A 17,398-nucleotide genomic window follows, 5' to 3' on the forward strand; every position below is an offset into this window, starting at 1 on the left:
CGACGGCGGACCGCGAGGCCCTCGCCGTGTCCACCACGACGGGGGAGGGCCTGGGCGCCCTGCACGACTGGATCGCGGCCCGACTGGCGCGGGACCTGTCCGGCGCCGACTTCCCCGCGGTGACGCGCGAGCGCCACCGCCGTCGGCTGACCGAGGCGCTGACGGCGGTCGAGGCCGGCCGCCGCGCCCTGGACGTCGCGCCGGAGATAGCCGGCGACGACCTGCGCCGCGCCGCCGACGCCCTGAGTCGCGTCACGGGGAACATCGGGGTCGAGGATATTCTGGGCGAGGTGTTCTCGAGCTTCTGCATCGGGAAGTAGAGGCGCGGCTCCCCTCCGTCACGGCGCGACGGCGCGCCGCGCCACCTCCCCACGAAGTGGGGAGGTGACCGCGAAGCGGTGGAGGGGCGCAACGGCCCCGGTGGCTTTTTCGGCCGTCTTCGCCTATGTCCCCGCTCCCATGCTGAACTTCGATGTCATCGTCATCGGCGGCGGTCACGCCGGCTGCGAGGCCGCGGCGGCGTCCGCGCGCGCCGGTGCGGCGACCCTGCTGCTGACCCAGAAGCTCGAGACCATTGGCGAGATGTCCTGCAACCCGGCCATCGGCGGCTTGGGGAAGGGCCATCTGGTGCGCGAGATCGACGCGATGGACGGCCTGATGGGCCGGCTGGGCGACAAGGCCGGCATCCAGTTCCGGCTGCTGAACCGCTCCAAGGGGGCGGCGGTGCAGGGCCCGCGGAGCCAGATCGACCGCCGCCTGTACCGCGAGGCCATGCAGGCCGAACTGGCGCAGACGCCCAACCTGACGCTGATGGCGGGTACGGCCGAGAGCCTGGTGCTCGACGGCGGTCGCGTCGTCGGCGTCGTGACCGGGGAGGGTGTCGAGCTCCGGGCAGCCGCGGTCGTCCTGACGACCGGCACCTTCCTCAACGGCGTCATCCACAAGGGCGACCAGCGCATTCCAGCCGGGCGGCACGGGGAGGCTCCATCGACCGGTCTCGCCGCCGACCTGTACGGCGCAGGCCTGCAGATGGGGCGGCTGAAGACCGGCACGCCCGCGCGACTAGATGGCCGCACCATTGCCTGGGACCGGCTGGAAATGCAGGAGGCGGACGCCGAGCCCGTGCCGTTCAGCTTTCTGACCGACCGGATCGACGTGCCCCAGATCGCCTGCGGCGTGACCCACACGACGGCCGAGACGCACCGGATCATCGCCGAGAACCTCGGCGACAGCGCCGTCTACGGCGGCCATCTGTCAGGCCGCGGTCCGCGCTACTGCCCATCGATCGAGGACAAGGTCGTCCGGTTCGCCGACAAGACCTCGCACCAGATCTTCCTTGAGCCTGAGGGGCTGGACGATCCGACCGTCTATCCGAACGGCATCTCGACCTCGGTGTCGGATGCGACGCAGTCGGCCTTCCTGCGCACCATCCCGGGGCTGGAGGCGGTCGAGGTGTTCCGTTTCGGCTACGCCATCGAATACGACTACGTCGATCCGCGCGAACTGACGCCGGCGCTGCAGGTCAAGAAGCGGCCCGGCCTGTATTTGGCCGGCCAGATCAACGGCACGACCGGCTACGAGGAGGCGGGGGCGCAGGGGCTGCTGGCAGGGCTCAACGCGGCCTGTGCGGCGGCGGGGTCCGAGCCGATCGTGCTCGGGCGGGACCAGGCCTACATCGGCGTGATGATCGACGATCTGGTCACACGCGGCGTGACCGAGCCCTACCGGATGTTCACCAGTCGGGCGGAATACCGGCTGACGCTGCGGGCGGACAACGCGGATCAGAGACTGACGCCGCTGGCGATCGTGGCCGGTATTGTCGGTGCTGAACGCGCGGCTGGATTCGCGTCGAAACGCGACCTGCTCGCCAACGCCGGTCGCGTTTCACGTGAAACACTCTTCACGCCCCAGGAAGCCCGCACCTTGGGCATCGCCGTCAACGCCGACGGCCAGCGCCGTTCCATTCGCGACCTGCTGGCCTTCCCGGGCGTGACGCTGGAGACCTTCGTCGGCCATCGCCCCGAGATCTCGTCGTGGCCGCGGCAGGTGCGGGAGCAGGTCGAAATCGACGCCGGTTACGCCGGCTATCTCGACCGCCAAGCCTCCGACGCCGAGGCGCTGCGGCGCGAGGAGGCGCTGGCGATCCCTGTCGACCTCGACTACGCCGCCATCGGCAGCCTGTCGAACGAGGTGCGCGAGAAGCTGACCCTGATCCAGCCGCGCACGCTGGGGCAGGCGGGCCGAATCGAGGGCATGACGCCGGGCGCGCTGACGGCGCTGCTGTCGCACGTCAAGCGGACGAAGGTCGCGGCGTGAGGGCTGACGCGACCCGTCTCCTCCCCACTCCGGGGGGAGGGGGACCGCGAAGCGGTGGAGGGGCGCCCGCCGCCGGAGCCGCCCCCTCCGTCACGCCGCAAGAGCGGCGCGCCACCTCCCCACAGTGTGGGGAGGAGACAGGACTGTGACTCCCGCCGAATACCAAACCCTGACCGGCGCCCCCTCCGCCCAGATGGCGGACCTTCACGCCTTCGTTGATCGATTGACCGAAGCCAACGCCGTAATGAACCTCGTCGGGCCGGACAGTCTGCCAGACGTCTGGAACCGCCACATCTGGGACTCGGCCCAGCTGATGGAGATGAAGCCGCACGCCAAGACCTGGGCCGACCTCGGCGCGGGCGCCGGCTTTCCGGGCGTGGTGTTGGCGATCCTGCTCAAGGGTCGCGCCGACGCCCATGTCTGGCTGATCGACAGCCTCGGCAAGCGCTGCCGGTTCCTGCAGGAGGTGGTGGAGGCCATGGATCTGCCGGCCACGGTGGTCAACGGCCGAGCGGAGGAACAGAAGCTCAGGGTCGACGTCGTCACCGCCCGCGCGGTGGCCCCGATGGAGCGGCTGCTCGGCTATGCACAGCCTTATCTACAGCGGGGCGCACAGGGGCTGTTTCTCAAGGGGGAAAAGGCCGAGGCTGAGTTGATCGACGCCCGCAAGGTCTGGCAGTTCGATAGCGACCTCTCCGTCTCGCGCAGCGACCCGCGCGGCCGTATTGTTTCCGTCCGGAGCCTCAAGCGTGTCAGCAGCCGGTAAGCCGCCCCAGAACCGGACCCGCGTGCTCGCCGTCTCCAACCAGAAGGGCGGAGTCGGCAAGACGACGACCGCGATCAACCTCGGCACGGCGCTGGCGGCGATCGGGGAGAAGGTGCTGATCGTCGACATGGATCCGCAGGGCAATGCCTCGACGGGTCTCGGTGTTCCACGTGAAACACGGCGGGTGACCATCTACGACGTCATCGTCGACGGCCGCTCCGTCGACGAGTCCGCGGTTCAGACGACGGTGCCCGGCCTGCACATCCTGCCCGCGGACGCCGACATGTCGGGCGTCGAGATCGAGCTGAGCCAGGCCGACCGTCGCTCGTTCCGACTCCGCGACGCCCTCGCCGGCCAAGGGGCGGAGGGGCAGACCCGGTATGACTATGTGCTGATCGACTGCCCGCCGTCGCTGAACCTGCTGACGCTGAACGCCATGGCGGCCGCGGACGCGGTGCTGGTGCCGCTTCAGTGCGAGTTTTTCGCCCTCGAGGGCCTAACCCAGCTGATGAAGACCATCGAGATGGTGCGTCAGAGCCTGAACCCGACGCTGGAGATCCAGGGGCTGGTCCTAACTATGTACGACCGCCGCAGCGCCCTGTCGGGGCAGGTGGCGAACGACGTGCGCAGCCATTTCGGCGACAAGGTCTATGAGGCGGTCATTCCCCGCAATGTGCGAGTGGCCGAGGCGCCCTCGTTCGGAAAACCGGCCCTGATCTACGACCTTAAATGCGCCGGCAGCCAGGCCTATCTGCGGCTCGCCCGGGAAGTGGTCGCCCGCGAGAAATCGCGGCGACTTCAGGCCGCATGACGACGATTAGAAGAATGGAAACAGTCAGTTGAGCGAACGTCAACGCGGTCTGGGTCGGGGTCTTTCGGCCCTTCTGGGAGAACAGGTGGCCGAGGCGGCGCCGGTTGACGGCGCGCCCGCGCCCGCGGGCGTAAGCATGGCCCCGATCGAGAGCCTCAAGCCTAATCCGGACCAGCCGCGCAAGACATTCGACAAGGACGATCTGGACGAGCTGGCCGCCTCGATCCGTGACAAGGGGGTGCTGCAGCCGATCCTCGTCCGGAGCCAGCCGGGGGAGGAGGGGGTCTGGCAGATCATCGCGGGGGAACGGCGCTGGCGCGCGGCCCAGCTGGCGCGACTGAACACCGTGCCCATAATCGTCAAGGAGATGGACGACGTCGCCGTGTTCGAGGTGGCGATCATCGAGAACGTCCAGCGCGCCGACCTGAACCCGCTGGAGGAGGCCGAGGCCTTCCGGGTGCTGATGGACCGGTTCGGGCGCAGCCAGGACGCCGTCGCCGGCGTGGTGGGAAAGAGCCGCAGCCATGTCGCCAATACCCTGCGTCTGCTGCAGCTGCCCGACCGGGTGCTGAACTATCTGCGCGAGGGAAAACTGTCGGCGGGCCACGCGCGGGCGCTGATCACGGCGCCTGACGCCGCCGATCTGGCGGACAAGGTCTATATGGACGGCCTCAGCGTACGCCAGACCGAGGCGCTGGCGCGCCGCTCGGCGGAAGGTCCGAAGCCGAAGAAGCCCGGCTCTGGCGCGAAGGCGGCGAGCAGCTCCGCTGACACCGCGGCGCTGGAGCAGGATCTGGCAGACGCATTGGGCCTGAAGGTCCAGCTGGCGGACCGCGGCGGCAAGGGCGAGCTGGTATTGAAGTACGGCTCGCTGGAGCAGCTGGACGACCTGTGCCGGCGCCTGATGCGCGGCTGAGCCGGACGGTGTAGGCTGGGGCCATGACCGACAAGCCGAGCAATCCGACCGCGGAAGCCATGAAGCGCGCCTTGGCCGCCAAGAAGGCCGGGGGCGGAGCCGCCCATACCGACCTGCAGGGCGGCGCCCGGGCCGACGAGAAGGCCCAGAAGGCGCGCAACGTCTCGCTGGCCAAGCCGGCGTTCCGCAAGGCGTCGAAGCGGGGCTAGGAGCGCGGCTCCTGTGTCTCCTCCCCACGCGTGGGGAGGTGGCGCGGCGCGTCTTCGCGCCGTGGCGGAGGGGGCGGCGCTGATGCCAACCGACCCATCGCCACTCACCATGCATCGAGCCGCCCCCTCCGTCTCGCCGGCTGAGCCGCCGTCGAGCCACCTCCCCATCTGCGATGGGGAGGAGACGGGCTAGAGCCCCAGCCGCCGCGCCCGGGCGGCGATTTCGAGCAGCAGCCGTTCGGCGATCAGCTGGTCGGGGGAGCCCGTGGTCTTGGTGGCGATGTCGGCGGCGTTGACGCTGTCCAGCACGCGGTCGAGGTCCTCCAGCCGCCAGCTGCGGGCCTGACGCAGCATTTCGGCCTCCTGTTTCCAGAACACGCCCGCCGCCTTGGCGGCCTCCTTGGCGCCCGCGCCGCTCGCCTGAAGCACATTGATGCGGCGCAGCTTGCCGAGGTGGATAGAGGCTTGTCTCACCGCCATGACAGGCGACTCGCCCTCGGCCAGAGCCCGGCGCAGACCGGACTGGGCCGGGGCCGGGCGGCCGCCGAAGGCCTGCAGGGCGGCGTCCTGCAGCGAGGCGTCGGCCTCGACGCCCAGATGCTTCTCCAGCTCCTCGACGTCGATGGTCTTGCCCGAGCCGGGACCGATATAGAGAGCCAGCCGCTCGATCTCCTGCCGCATCAGGCCCCGTTCACGGGGCAGGCGGCTGACGAAGCGGTCGAGAGCGTCGCCGGTCAGGCCGACCTTGTCCGTCGCCAAAGCCTCGCGGGTCATCCGGGCCACGTCCCCGGTCTCGTCCTCGTAGCAGGCGATGCCGACCGCCTCCTTGGCCGCTTCCGCCGCCTTGCGCAGGGCGGAGTCGCGGCCCAGCGCCCCGGCCTCGATGACCAGCATGGCGTCGGGGTTGTAGGCGCCATCGGCGTGGGCCTTGAGGGCCGCGGCGAGCATCTTGTCGATGGACGCCTTCTCGGAGCCCAGCCGCACGCGCACCAGACGACGGCCGCCGATCATGCTGAGCGCCGTCAACGCCTCCTCCAGCCGCGCTTCGTCCCCGTCGATGTCGGTTTCGGTCAGCAGGGTGACGTTGAACGGGTCATTGAGGTCGGGCGTGATCGCCTTGCACAGGACCGTCGCGCGTTCCGCGACCCCGGAGCGGTCCTTGCCGTGGATGACGGCGGCGCGGACGGAGCGGTCTGGCGACGACAGGAACCGATCGACCTCAGGACGTTTGGCGAGGATCACCTGTTCCTCCCCCACAGCGGGAGGGGGACCATGCGAAGCATGGTGGAGGGGGCTTGAAGTGAACGCAGGCGAATGTGGCGCGCCCCCTCCACCGCTTCGCGATCCCCCTCCCCCAAAGGGGGAGGAATGATGAGGGCTGGTCTCACCGCGCCGACAGCGCCCGCAGGATGTCGACGCGGATCAGCCGGGCCAGTTCGGCGGCGGCGCGCTCCTCCCCGTCCTGCTGGGCGGCGATGGCGGCGAAGGGCTGGTCGGCGGCGGCGTAGGTGGTGGTCACCGTCTCCACCCCGGCCACGGGATCGCCGCCGGCCACGGGCGTCAGGACCCAGGCGCCGCGAACCGTCAGCTCGTAGCGGGTGGCCGTGTCGTCGATGCGGCGGCCGAGCGGGCGGCGGGACTGATCGATAGTCGTCTGCAGCCGCCACAGCGGCTGCTGAGCGCCGTCGCGGCCCAAGGCGTCCTCGAGTTGCTCCCGCACCCGATAGCCCAGCCGGTCGTCCTGGGTGGTCACAGCGATGCGCGACAGGGCGGAGCCCGCGCCGCTTTTGGCGTAAAGCGGCGTGAAGCCGCAGCCCGATAGTCCCGTAGCCGAGGCAAGCGCCAGCGCGAGCACCGCCGCGGCCCGGCGCATCACGCCACCACCAGGTTCACGATGCGGTCCTTGACCACCACGATCTTCCTCACCGTCTGGCCCTCCAGCCGCGCCTGCACCTCGGGGTCGGCCAGCACGATGGCCTCGACCTCGGCCGGTTCAAGCCCGCGCGCGACGCGGATTTCGCCGCGGCGCTTGCCGTTGACCTGGATTGGCAGGGTCACCTCGTCGTCGGCCGCCAGCGCCGGATCGTACTCCGGCCAAGCGGCGTCGAGGACCATCCCTTCTTCGCCCAGCCGCGTCCAGCACTCTTCGGCCAAGTGAGGGGTGAAGGGGGCGATCAGGCGCGTCAGGGCGGACAAGGCGATGCGCCGGGCCGGGCCGCCGGCGCCGTGATGATCGCGCACAGCGGCGACGAAGGCGTAGAGCTTGGCGATGACCGAGTTGAAGCGGAAGCCGCTCACACCCTCTGACACCGCCTTGATCGCCTTGTGCGTATCGCGAACCAGGGAAGCGTCCATGGCGGCGTCGCCTGTCGCGTCGGGATCGAAGCCGTCGACCTCGGCCCAGACGCGCTGGACGAAGCGGGCGGCGCCCTCGACCCCGCCGGGGGTCCACTGCACGTCCCGCTCGGGCGGGCTGTCCGACAGGACGAACAGGCGACCGGCGTCGACGCCATAGGCCTCGACGATCTCCTGCGGGGCGACGACGTTCTTCTTCGACTTGGACATCTTCTCGATGTCGCCGATGGTCAGGCTCTCGCCGGTCGAAAGCTGGCGGGCGCTGCGTTTGCCGGCCTCGTTGGTCAGCTCGACGTCGGTCGGCTCCACCCAGGCGCCATCGGCGCGGCGGTAGGTCTCGTGGACCACCATCCCCTGGGTGAACAGGCCGGCGAAGGGCTCCTTGACCGACATCAGCCCGGCGTCGCTGAGGGCGCGGGAGATGAAGCGGGCGTAGAGCAGGTGCAGGACCGCGTGCTCGACCCCGCCGATGTACTGGTCGACCGGCAGCCAGCGGTCGGCGGCGGCGCGGTTGATCGGCTCGTCGGCGGTGGGATCGGCGAAGCGCGCGAAATACCAGCTGGAGTCGACGAAGGTGTCGAGGGTGTCGGTCTCGCGCATCGCCTCGCCGCCGCAGCACGGGCAGGCGACGTGCTTCCAGGTCGGGTGCCGGTCCAGCGGATTGCCCGGCGTGTCGAAGGTCACGTCCTTCGGCAGTTCGACCGGCAGCTGGTCCGCCGGAACGCCCACCGGTCCGCAGGCGGCGCAATGGATCACGGGGATGGGACATCCCCAATAGCGCTGTCGGCTGACGCCCCAGTCGCGCAGGCGGTAGATGGTCGCGCCCTGACCCTGATCCTGCGCCTCGACGCGGGCGATCGCCTCGGCCTTGCCGCCCTCGATGTCGAGACCGTCGAGGAAGTCGGAGCGGAACAGGCGGCCGGGGCCGACGTAGGCCTCGTCGGCCACGTCGAAGTCGTCGCCGGCGCCCTCGGGCCGGACCACGGGGATGACCGGCAGGCCGTATTTGCGGGCGAAGTCGAGGTCGCGCTGGTCGTGGGCGGGGCAGCCGAAGATCGCGCCCGTGCCGTACTCCGACAGGATGAAGTTGGCGATCCAGACCGAGACCTCGCGCCCGTCGAACGGGTGCAGCACCTTCAGGCCGGTGTCGAACCCGATCTTTTCGGCCTGTTCGATCTCGGCCTGGGTCGATCCGCCCTTGCGGCATTCGGCGACGAAGGCGGCGGCGGCCGGGTCACGCTCGGCGATGGCCCGGGCGATCGGGTGATCGGGGGCCACGCCCATGAAGCTGGCGCCGAACAGGGTGTCAGGCCGGGTGGTGTAGATCTCCAGTCCGTCCGGCGCGGCGGCGGGCGCGTCTCCGGCCCATTTCCAGGTCATCCGCAGACCCTTGGACCGGCCGATCCAGTTCTCCTGCATCAGGCGGACCTTGTCGGGCCAGCGGCCTTCCAGTTCCTTCAGCCCCTCGATCAGGTCGTCGGCGTAGTCTGTGATGCGCAGGAACCACTGGTTCAGCTTGCGCTTCTCGACCACCGCGCCGGAGCGCCAGCCGCGGCCGTCGACCACCTGTTCGTTGGCCAGCACGGTGTTGTCGACCGGGTCCCAGTTGACCACCGAGTCCTTGCGGTAGACGAGCCCGCGCCTGAACAGCTCAAGGAACCACGCCTGCTGCTTGCCGTAGTAGGCCGGGTCGCAGGTGGCGAACTCGCGCGACCAGTCCAGCGACAGGCCCAGCAGCTTCAGCTGGTCGCGCATGGCGGCGATGTTGGACCAGGTCCAGTCACCGGGGTGGACGCCGCGCTCGATGGCGGCGTTCTCGGCCGGCAGGCCGAAGGCGTCCCAGCCCATCGGATGCAGGACGTCGAAACCCTGCGCCCGCTTCGACCGCGCCACCACGTCGCCCATGACGTAGTTGCGGGCGTGGCCCATGTGGATGGCCCCTGACGGATAGGGGAACATCTCCAGCACATAGTATTTCGGGCGCCCGGTCGCTTCGGCCGGCGTCCGGAAGGCGTCGGCGGCCGCCCAACGGGCCTGCTGGCGGGGTTCGGCGGTCTTGGGCTCGTATCGGGCCACGGGATTCCTTCAGCCGTCGGGATTGTTGCGATGCACCAATCCTAGAACAAGGGCCTGCCCGATGGGGAGGTTTTATTCAGCCCGCATTCCAAGGCCGAAACCGGCCGACTTTCGGGATCAGCGGGCGTTCTGGAGGTTCAGCTGACGGGCCTTGGTCAGGATGGCGTTCTCCAGATCGGTCTCGGTCTGGGCCGCCACGGGCGCGCCGGTCCATTGGCCGGAGGCGTCGCGGACTTCCTTGGTGATGGTGACGTTCAGGGCGTCGGCGCGCAGGCGCGTGTCGAGGATGAACACCGTGGCCTTGAACCGCTCGCTGGGCGTCTGGGGATCGATGAACCAGTCGTAGTTGATGACCCCGCCCCAGGGATCGGCGTTGGCCAGGGGCATGAAGCTCATGGTGTCGAGGGTCGCGCGCCACAGGAAGGCGTTGACGCCGATGCCGGTCTGGGCGGCGGCCGCCCGCGAGACGCTGGTGTTTCCGGATCCGAAGACATCGCCGACGGTCGGGCCGAAGGGGCGCTCGGCCGAGCAGGCGCTCAGCAGGGCTCCCGAGGCGATCAGGGCGAGGGCCGCGCCGCGAACCAGCACCATAGAGACTTCTCCATTCGGTCGTGACGTGCGGCGGACCGGTTCCACCGACGCGCTGGCTGAACCCGAACGCGCGGGAGCCGAAGCGACGCTCTATAACACGGCGAAAAGGGGCGATGACAAGGCGAAGACGCAACCTGCAGCCGTCGCCCGCCGTAACCGCCCCGGGGCGCGGCCCCGAACGGCGGCGGGGCCGTGACGCAGGGGCCACAGGACTCTGCAGAGTCGAACGGAACTGGAGGTCAGCGGCGCCGTTTCGTTGACCGGGCTGACCAGCGGTGTCTACTTGCTGGTGGAAGACCGCGCGGCGACGCCGTGGCGGAGTGAAGGGCAGGGCATGCGCAACGGCGCCGTCATCGCTGGACTGACCGCGGGGCTGACGCTCCTCGCCGTCGCCGACGTGGCGTCGGCCCAGACGCAGGCCGCCCGCAGCCGCGCCCCCGCCGTGTCCCTGAACGACGCCCAGTCGGCCCGCGCCGCCGGACCGTCGCGTCTGCGCTTCACCGAGCGCGGCCGCTGGGGTCTGGACCTCAACTTCAGCCAGCCTGAGACCCGCGAGAGCCCCGTGGGCGACGTCGAGGCCGGGGCCTACTACCGGGTCAACCCGCGCCTGCGCGTCGGGGCCGCCGCCGGTCTGGCCGAAACCGACACCGATCCGGCGGGCGCGCCCCCGACCGAGCGCCGCTCGGCTCCGCGCTTCCGGCTGGAATCGATCTTCCGGTTCTAGGGCTACCGCAGTCCGGGTTCCGGACCCGCTGCGCCGGCCCCGCCTGGAAGGACGACGGTGTTGTCAGCCCCCGAAAGCCGCCCGCACCGCTCCGACGCCCGCCAGACCGCACGCGCCCGAACCGATCAGCTCGTCCGCGTTGCCAGCGTCCACGCCTCCGAGGGCGTAGACGGGAACCGGAGACGCCGCGGCGCAGCGTCGGAACGCCTCAACGCCCAAAGCAGCCGTCGCGGCCGACGCTCCGCCCGCCGGAAACACGGGGGACAGCACGCGCGCGTCGAACCCCGGCGCATCCGGCGAGCCGCCGGCGTGCAGGGCGCCGGTGATCAGCCAGTGGGGGCGCGCCGCCTTGAAGGCCGGGGCGCTATCCGCGCGGCGCTCGGGCAGGTGAAGACCGTCGGCGCCGACGGCGTCCGCCAGGGCCGCGTCCAGACCGACCAGCAGCAGGACTCCCCGCGCCGCCGTGACGGCGCGCAGGCGCAGGGCGGCGTCCCTGGCGTCCTCGGACCCGAAATGACGGAACACCACGCCTGCGCCTTCGGGCAGGCGCGCCGCCGTCTCCCACGGCCGGGGGGTGCGCCGGGGATCAGTGAAGAACAGCAGCGGCGGAAGCGGGCGTGGCGGCTTGGCGTGGGCCGGGCGGCTGACTTCGGCGGCGTCCCGTGCGAGGACACGCGCCACGTCCCACAGGATTTCAGCGTCGGACCGGTCCATGCCCCTCTCTTCCTCCGATCCCGAAAGCGCGTCCAGCGCCGTGGCCGACAGGCTGGCCGCGGTGCGTCAGGCGATGGCGGAAGCCTGTCGGGCCGCGGGGCGTCCGCCGGAGGCCGTCGCGCTCACAGCCGTGACCAAGACCCAGTCGCCCGAGGCGGTCGACGCGATCCTGGGGGCTGGCCAGCGGGTCTTCGGCGAGAACCGGGTGCAGGAGGCGCAAGCGCGCTGGAGCGAGCGCCGGGCGACGCTGCCTGACATCGAGCTGCGGCTGATCGGGCCGCTGCAGACCAACAAGGCGGCCGACGCCGTGGCGCTGTTCGACCTGATCGAGACGCTGGATCGGCCGAGGCTGGCGGAGGCGTTGGCTTCGGCGACCGACAAGGCGGGGCGGGGCGTGCGGGTGCTCGTGCAGGTCAATACGGGCGCCGAGCCGCAGAAGGCGGGGGTCCTGCCGCAGGACGCTGACGCGTTGGTGGCGCAGGCGCGGGCGCTGGGCCTGACCGTCGAGGGGCTGATGTGCATCCCGCCCGCCGACGAGGCGCCGGGCATGCATTTCGCCCTGCTGCGCAAGATCGCCGCGCGGAACGGGCTGGCGGCCCTGTCCATGGGGATGAGCGGGGATTTCGAGACCGCGATCCGCTTCGGCGCGACACAGGTTCGGGTGGGATCGGCGCTGTTCGGGGAACGAAAGGGCCCCGACGCGCCCTCTATGAGCTGAAAACCGCCGCGCTTGCGCCAAGCCCTTGGCGGAACGGCCAACGCTCTCCATTCTGGTGCTCATGCCCACGCCCAAGACGATCCTCATCATCGACGACGACGACGACCTGCGCGAGGCGCTGGCTGAGCAGCTGGCGCTGCACGAGGCCTTCCGACCCGTGCAGGCCGCGACGGCCACGGAAGGTGTAAGGCTGGGGCGCGAAGTCCGGGCCGACCTGATCCTGCTCGACGTCGATCTGCCCGACATGGATGGGCGCGAGGCCTGCCGGCTGCTGCGCAAGGACGGCGTGTCGACCCCGATCATCATGCTGACCGGCCAGTCGTCGGACTCCGACACCGTGCTGGGGCTGGAGTCCGGAGCCAACGACTACGTCACCAAACCCTTCCGCTTCGCCGTGCTGCTGGCCCGCATCCGGGCGCATCTGCGAAGCCACGAACAGTCCGAGGACGCGGTCTTCCGCGTCGGCCCGTACGAGTTCCGGCCCGCCGCCAAGGTCCTGATCGACGACCGGGGCCGCAAGGTGCGGCTGACCGAGAAGGAAACCAGCATCCTCAAATACCTGTACCGCGCCGGTGCCAAGGCCGTGTCCCGCGAGGAACTGCTGACCGAGGTGTGGGGCTACAACGCCGGTGTCACGACCCACACGCTGGAGACCCACATCTATCGCCTGCGCCAGAAGATCGAGCCCGAGCCGGGCCAGGCGCGGCTGCTGCTGACCGACGCCGGCGGCTACCGGCTGCAGCCCTGACCCAAGCCGCCGCAGCGGCGGCAGACAGGTTCGTCACGAAGTGCACGAAGAAGCCACGAAGAACACCAAGCGGGCCGGTGGGTCGGGCGGGTGGTTGGTTTCGTGTTAAATCGATGACTTGCGGCAGTCGCCGCCTCGCTCGATCGAGGCCGACGGCCTCGATCCTTCCCGGCGCCGCATGCCAAGCCTTGGTCCGCTCAGGCCTCTTCGCGCCCTTCGTGATTCCTTCGTGGTCTTCGTGATGAACCTCCGCTCGCGGAGGCCCGAAGTCAGGCGCCAAAGAAATCGCCCTAGCCCGGCCGCCATTCGCTGAGGGTGTCGCCGGCGGCGGTCTGGAAGGCGACGCGGTCGAGCTGGACGGCGGCGACGCAGACGGGGCGCTGGCGGGGACTGGCGGCGCGGCAGCGGACGGCGCGGCCGTCGGGGAAGGCCGTGATCCGGCCCTGCAGGCGAAGGCGGTAGCCACTCGTGGGCGCGGCCGGAGCGGCGTCACCGTCTCCGCGCACGGTGTAGGCATAGGCCCGGCCGTTGCGCCGGCCCAGGCGCGATCCACCTTCCTCGAACACGGCGGCGAGCCCGACCGTCTGGGGCGAAGCGGCCGCCGGGCCGCCGGCCAGCGGGTCCGGGCGGACGGCGGGACAGCCGTCGGCCATCATCCAAGGCTTCGAGATCCAGAAGCCCTCCACCGCCTCCCACGGGACCGGGTCCGCGCCCGCGAGCAGGGCGGAACGGGTCCAGTCGCCGGGGGTGAGGCCGAGACGGATGGTCTTGCGATCCGGGCCCCACGACCAGCGGGCCGTCCCGTCCCCGTCTTTGGCGGACGGTTCCTCGGCGCCCTGGCAGCCGAACGGCAGGCTGACATCGAAGGTGCGACGGACAAGCGGGTCGGAGCCTGAAGCGCTCTCGCCGGCCGCATAGGCCGACGCGGCCTGCGACACCGCCGCCAGAAGCGCCGCCCGGTCCAGCGGCGGCTCCGGGGTGACCTGCAACGGCGCGGGCGCGGGAGCTTCGGCCGGCGTTTCCGGCGGGGCGGGGGCGGCCTCGCGCTGGCAGGACTGGAGAAACAGACCCGTCGCGGCGGCCGCGACGACGGTCAAGCTTAGGGGCGGGGCCGGCTTCAGCATGGAACCACCCTAGCACGCCGCCGCTCCAATGGCGGGCGCCGGGCGTAAAAGGTTGACCGGGCGGCGGCGGGGGAGGCAGCACAGGGCATGAGTTTCGACCAGGTCGCGGCCCTGCTGGTGCTTGTCGCCGTCGTCGGCGTGCTGATCCATGGGCGCGTGCGGGCGGACGTCGTCGCCCTGACGGGCGCCGCCGCCCTGCTGTTGCTAGGGGTGGTGCGGCCGGTCGAGGTGCAGGGCGCCTTCGCCAGCCCGGCGGTCATCACCCTGGCGGGGCTGTTCGTCATCGCCTACGCCATCGAACTGTCTGGCCTGCTCGGCCTGATGATCCGTCAGGCGACGAAACTGGCGGCGCGCGTGGGCTCCATCGGGGTCTGGGCCGTGATCGGCATGTGCGGGGCGCTGGGCGGTTTCCTCAACAACACGCCGGTGGTGGTGCTGGCGGCGCCGGTGATCCGGGACGTGGCGCAGTCGTTGAAGCTGTCTCCCAAGCGGTTCCTGATGCCGCTCAGCCATGTGACGGTCATGGGCGGGTTGCTGACCCTGATCGGCACGTCGACCAATCTGCTGGTCAACGACATGGCCCGGAACGCGGGCCAGCCGGTCTTCACCCTGTTCGAGATCACTCCGGTGGGTCTGACCATCGCCGTGGTCGGGGGACTGTGGCTGTTCTTCGTCGGCGCCCGGCAACTGGGCCGTCGCGTCGAGGCGGACGAGGCGGAGCAGGCGCGGCTGGCCGAGGTGGAGGAAGCGCGGCGCAGGGCCGAGGCGGAGGCGCTGGCGAAGAAGCGGCGGAGGCTGCCGTTCAACCTGCCGCGGCTGGGAGAGGCGCGCACCAGCGAGGACGGATCCGGCGACGCCCACCTGGGCGACGTGGCGCTGTTCAAGGCGGCGGACCGTCCGTTCGACCTGCGCCGGGCGCTGATCGCGCTGGGGGTGTTCGTGTGCGTGGTGGCCTCGGCGGGCATGGGTTGGGCGCCGATCGCCGCCTCGGCCTTCGCCGGGGCCGTGGCGCTGATCCTGCTGAAGGTCATCACGCCGGAGGAAGCCTACGCCGGGCTGCGGCCGGAGATCCTGCTTCTGATCGCCGGCATGGTCGTGGTCGGCGTGGCCATCGAGGTCACGGGACTGGCCGCGACGGGCGCGGACCTGCTGATCGGGGTGCTGCGCCCATACGGGCCGCTGACGGCCCTGATCATCCTGTACGGGGTGACGCTGTTCGCCACTGAGCTGCTCTCCAACGCGACCGTCGCGGTGCTGATCACCCCCATCGCCGTGGCGCTGGCGGAGAGCTTCGGGGTCGATCCGCGACCGTTCCTGGTGGCGGTGATGATGGCCGCCTCGGCCGCCTTCGCCACGCCGTTCGGCTATCAGACCAATGTGCTGGTGTTCCAGATGGGCGGGTACAGCTACATGGACTTCGTCCGCGTGGGCGTGCCGCTGAACCTGGTGACCTGGATCGCGGCCATGGTGGCGATCCCGATCTTCTTCCCGTTCTAGAACCCCTGTCGCAGAGTTCGGCTGGTCTCCCAGCCATGCTGGCTGCGGAGGCAGGCGAGGTTCGTCACGAAGGCACGAAGGAATCACAAAGGACACGACGGGACCGAGGCGCATCCGGTCAGCGGTGGACTTCAGGATGATCCGATGGGCGGCGTTCGCCGCCTCGCTTAGATCGAGGCTCTGCCTCGATCCTTTCCATCGCGCGGGAGGGCTCGGCTTCGTCAGCGTCACAGAGCCCTTGGTGTCTTTTGTGATTCCTTCGTGCCCTTCGTGATGAACCAGCTCTCGCTGAAACAGAGGGCAACGGGGTCGAGAGGTCTCAGAGCGCCAGGTCGACGGTCACGGGGGCGTGGTCGCTGGGTTGGGTCCATTCGCGGACGGCGTCGTGGATGCGGGCGCTGCCGGGTTGGACGGCGGGGGTCAGGCCGGGGGAGGTCCAGATGTGGTCGAGGCGCAGGCCGCGGTTGGACTTGCGGAAGTCGGCGGCGCGGTAGCTCCACCAGCTGGCCAGTTTCTGCGGCTCGGGGATCTGGTCGCGCACCACGTCGGCGAAGCCGCCCGCGCGCTGGAGCCGGCGCAGGGTATCGACCTCCAGCGGCGTGTGGCTGACGATCTTCGACATGTAGCGGTGGCTCCAGACGTCGTTCTCGCCGGGCGCGATGTTGAAGTCGCCGGCCAGCACCAGCGGCCGCTGGCGGTCGCGCGCGGCCATCTCGGCCGTCAGCCGCTCGTAGAAGTCCATCTTGTGATCGAACTTCGGGTTCAGCTTGCGGTCGGGGGTGTCGCCGCCGGCCGGGATGTAGAAATTCTGGATCTCGACGCCGTCGACCATGACGGAGACGCAGCGCGCATGCCCCTCGCGGCAGACGTCGAGCGTCGGCGCCTCGGCGATCGGCCTGCGGCTGGCGATGGCGACGCCGTGCCAGCCCTTCTGCCCGCCGATCTTCAGATGCGGCATCCCCATGGCCTCGAAGGCGGCGCGGGGGAACTGGTCCTCGAGGCATTTGATCTCCTGCAGGCACAGGACGTCGGTTCCGCTCTCGGCGACGAAGCGGGCGACCTGATCGACGCGCAGGCGGACGGAGTTGATGTTCCAGGTGGCGATGCGAAGCATGGGGCGGCTCTAGCATCTTTGAGTTGGAGTCGCTGACCCACTTGCTTGTCGCCATTCCATCCTGTCGTCATCCCGGCGAAGGACGGGACGGGGCGCGAGCGCGAACCTGTCGGGAGCCCGGGCGCCCGGGGTCTGACGCGAGCAGCGGTGTTTCGCCGCCGCCGCGGCGCCGCTGGGTCCCGGCCTTCGCCGGGATGGCGACAGGGGACGCACCGCGACCCTTACGCTCAAGCAGCGAGCCGCCGCGCGGCGAGCGATAGCGCCCCATCCTCGCAAAAAAGCGCCCGGTCGGAGGGACCGGGCGCTGGAAGGTTCGTCTCTCGCCGCCGGGAAGGGGATGAAATCCGAGGCGGTGGGCCGGCTCCCGCCGACCTGTGGCGAAAGTGCCACGGCAGCTGGAAAAAGTCAAACTGAGTGTCGGCCGCCGGACCTAGCCGCGGCGGGGGCGACGGGTCGGATCGCTGAGCTGGAACAGGCTGGCGGCGAGGCCCGGGGCAGGCTGAAGCGAGGTCAGCTGCGTACGCGTCCGGGTCCCCTGTGCGTCCGTGATGGTCCACTCATGCAGCCGGATGGGGTTCCCGGCGAAGGACAGGATCACCGAGCCCTCGTTCGGCCGTCGGGCGTCGCGGGCGGTGATGGCGAAGGCGCCCGAGGCCATGCGGGTCACGCGGCTGATCTGCACGCCCTGATCGAAACGGACGTTGCGGGCGAGGAAGGTC

The 17,398-nt window shown here is 70.3% G+C and carries 17 protein-coding genes and 1 pseudogene; 10 read left to right on the forward strand and 8 right to left on the reverse strand.

What is annotated here, in order from left to right:
• The 6 genes and pseudogenes from VGB60_RS07965 to VGB60_RS07990 all read left to right on the forward strand — a co-directional run.
• Positions 1-320 (forward strand): annotated as a pseudogene (locus tag VGB60_RS07965) (tRNA uridine-5-carboxymethylaminomethyl(34) synthesis GTPase MnmE); the annotation flags it as partial.
• 139 nt (positions 321-459) lie between these two features.
• Entirely contained in the window at positions 460-2,316 is a 1,857-nt protein-coding gene (mnmG, locus tag VGB60_RS07970; protein ID WP_331037750.1) for a tRNA uridine-5-carboxymethylaminomethyl(34) synthesis enzyme MnmG, read from the forward strand.
• A gap of 193 nt (positions 2,317-2,509) precedes the next feature.
• On the forward strand, positions 2,510-3,082 hold the full coding sequence (gene rsmG / locus VGB60_RS07975) for a 16S rRNA (guanine(527)-N(7))-methyltransferase RsmG (protein WP_331037751.1): 573 nt from the start codon (positions 2,510-2,512) through the stop codon (positions 3,080-3,082).
• Complete coding sequence (locus VGB60_RS07980) at positions 3,066-3,893, forward strand: ParA family protein (protein WP_331037736.1); 828 nt, start codon at positions 3,066-3,068, stop codon at positions 3,891-3,893. The genes rsmG and VGB60_RS07980 overlap by 17 nt, the downstream gene beginning before the upstream one ends.
• A 28-nt stretch (positions 3,894-3,921) precedes the next feature.
• Positions 3,922-4,809: a ParB/RepB/Spo0J family partition protein gene (locus VGB60_RS07985; RefSeq protein ID WP_331037737.1), complete on the forward strand. Its 888-nt coding sequence runs from the start codon at positions 3,922-3,924 to the stop codon at positions 4,807-4,809.
• A gap of 23 nt (positions 4,810-4,832) precedes the next feature.
• A complete protein-coding gene (locus tag VGB60_RS07990) occupies positions 4,833-5,018 on the forward strand; it encodes a hypothetical protein (RefSeq protein WP_331037738.1) in 186 nt (61 codons plus the stop codon).
• A gap of 189 nt (positions 5,019-5,207) precedes the next feature.
• Here VGB60_RS07990 and holA read toward each other — a convergent pair whose 3' ends face one another.
• The 4 genes from holA to VGB60_RS08010 all read right to left on the reverse strand — a co-directional run bounded on the left by holA (position 5,208) and on the right by VGB60_RS08010 (position 10,040).
• A complete protein-coding gene (holA, locus tag VGB60_RS07995) occupies positions 5,208-6,260 on the reverse strand; it encodes a DNA polymerase III subunit delta (RefSeq protein ID WP_331037739.1) in 1,053 nt (350 codons plus the stop codon).
• A 142-nt stretch (positions 6,261-6,402) separates the two neighbouring features.
• Positions 6,403-6,891 carry an LPS assembly lipoprotein LptE gene (gene lptE, locus VGB60_RS08000; RefSeq protein WP_331037740.1) on the reverse strand — a complete coding sequence of 163 codons (489 nt, stop codon included), beginning with the start codon at positions 6,889-6,891 and terminating at the stop codon, positions 6,403-6,405.
• Entirely contained in the window at positions 6,891-9,449 is a 2,559-nt protein-coding gene (leuS, locus tag VGB60_RS08005) for a leucine--tRNA ligase (RefSeq protein WP_331037741.1), read from the reverse strand. The genes lptE and leuS overlap by 1 nt, the downstream gene beginning before the upstream one ends.
• A gap of 117 nt (positions 9,450-9,566) precedes the next feature.
• Positions 9,567-10,040, reverse strand: a complete 474-nt coding sequence (locus VGB60_RS08010) for a DUF3576 domain-containing protein (RefSeq protein WP_331037742.1) — start codon at positions 10,038-10,040, stop codon at positions 9,567-9,569.
• 256 nt (positions 10,041-10,296) lie between these two features.
• Between VGB60_RS08010 and VGB60_RS08015 the strand changes: the two genes are divergently transcribed.
• Positions 10,297-10,764 carry an NtrZ family periplasmic regulatory protein gene (locus tag VGB60_RS08015; protein WP_331037743.1) on the forward strand — a complete coding sequence of 156 codons (468 nt, stop codon included), beginning with the start codon at positions 10,297-10,299 and terminating at the stop codon, positions 10,762-10,764.
• 63 nt (positions 10,765-10,827) lie between these two features.
• Here VGB60_RS08015 and VGB60_RS08020 read toward each other — a convergent pair whose 3' ends face one another.
• Positions 10,828-11,478 carry a thiamine phosphate synthase gene (locus VGB60_RS08020; RefSeq protein ID WP_331037744.1) on the reverse strand — a complete coding sequence of 217 codons (651 nt, stop codon included), beginning with the start codon at positions 11,476-11,478 and terminating at the stop codon, positions 10,828-10,830.
• Here VGB60_RS08020 and VGB60_RS08025 point away from each other — a divergent pair.
• The gene (locus VGB60_RS08025; protein WP_331037745.1) at positions 11,477-12,196 is read left to right on the forward strand and encodes a YggS family pyridoxal phosphate-dependent enzyme; all 720 of its coding nucleotides are present in this window, start codon (positions 11,477-11,479) and stop codon (positions 12,194-12,196) included. The genes VGB60_RS08020 and VGB60_RS08025 overlap by 2 nt on opposite strands.
• A 61-nt stretch (positions 12,197-12,257) precedes the next feature.
• Positions 12,258-12,944 carry a response regulator transcription factor gene (locus VGB60_RS08030; protein WP_331037752.1) on the forward strand — a complete coding sequence of 229 codons (687 nt, stop codon included), beginning with the start codon at positions 12,258-12,260 and terminating at the stop codon, positions 12,942-12,944.
• Between the two features lie 290 nt (positions 12,945-13,234).
• Here the strand turns inward: VGB60_RS08030 and VGB60_RS08035 are convergent, their stop codons facing one another.
• Positions 13,235-14,068 (reverse strand): hypothetical protein, encoded by an 834-nt coding sequence (locus VGB60_RS08035; RefSeq protein ID WP_331037746.1) that lies wholly within the window; start codon positions 14,066-14,068, stop codon positions 13,235-13,237.
• An 87-nt stretch (positions 14,069-14,155) separates the two neighbouring features.
• Here VGB60_RS08035 and VGB60_RS08040 point away from each other — a divergent pair, with 87 nt between their 5' ends.
• A complete protein-coding gene (locus tag VGB60_RS08040; protein ID WP_331037747.1) occupies positions 14,156-15,565 on the forward strand; it encodes an SLC13 family permease in 1,410 nt (469 codons plus the stop codon).
• A gap of 319 nt (positions 15,566-15,884) precedes the next feature.
• On the opposite strand, the gene VGB60_RS08045 is transcribed toward VGB60_RS08040, so the two are convergent.
• Together VGB60_RS08045 and VGB60_RS08050 are read right to left on the reverse strand one after the other, a co-directional pair.
• The gene (locus VGB60_RS08045; protein ID WP_331037748.1) at positions 15,885-16,679 is read right to left on the reverse strand and encodes an exodeoxyribonuclease III; all 795 of its coding nucleotides are present in this window, start codon (positions 16,677-16,679) and stop codon (positions 15,885-15,887) included.
• A gap of 430 nt (positions 16,680-17,109) precedes the next feature.
• On the reverse strand, positions 17,110-17,398 hold a 289-nt coding region (locus tag VGB60_RS08050; protein ID WP_331037749.1), incomplete at its 5' end, for a LolA family protein.

It is taken from the genome of Brevundimonas sp., from assembly GCF_036399195.1.
In the GTDB taxonomy this organism is placed as follows: Bacteria; Pseudomonadota; Alphaproteobacteria; order Caulobacterales; family Caulobacteraceae; genus Brevundimonas.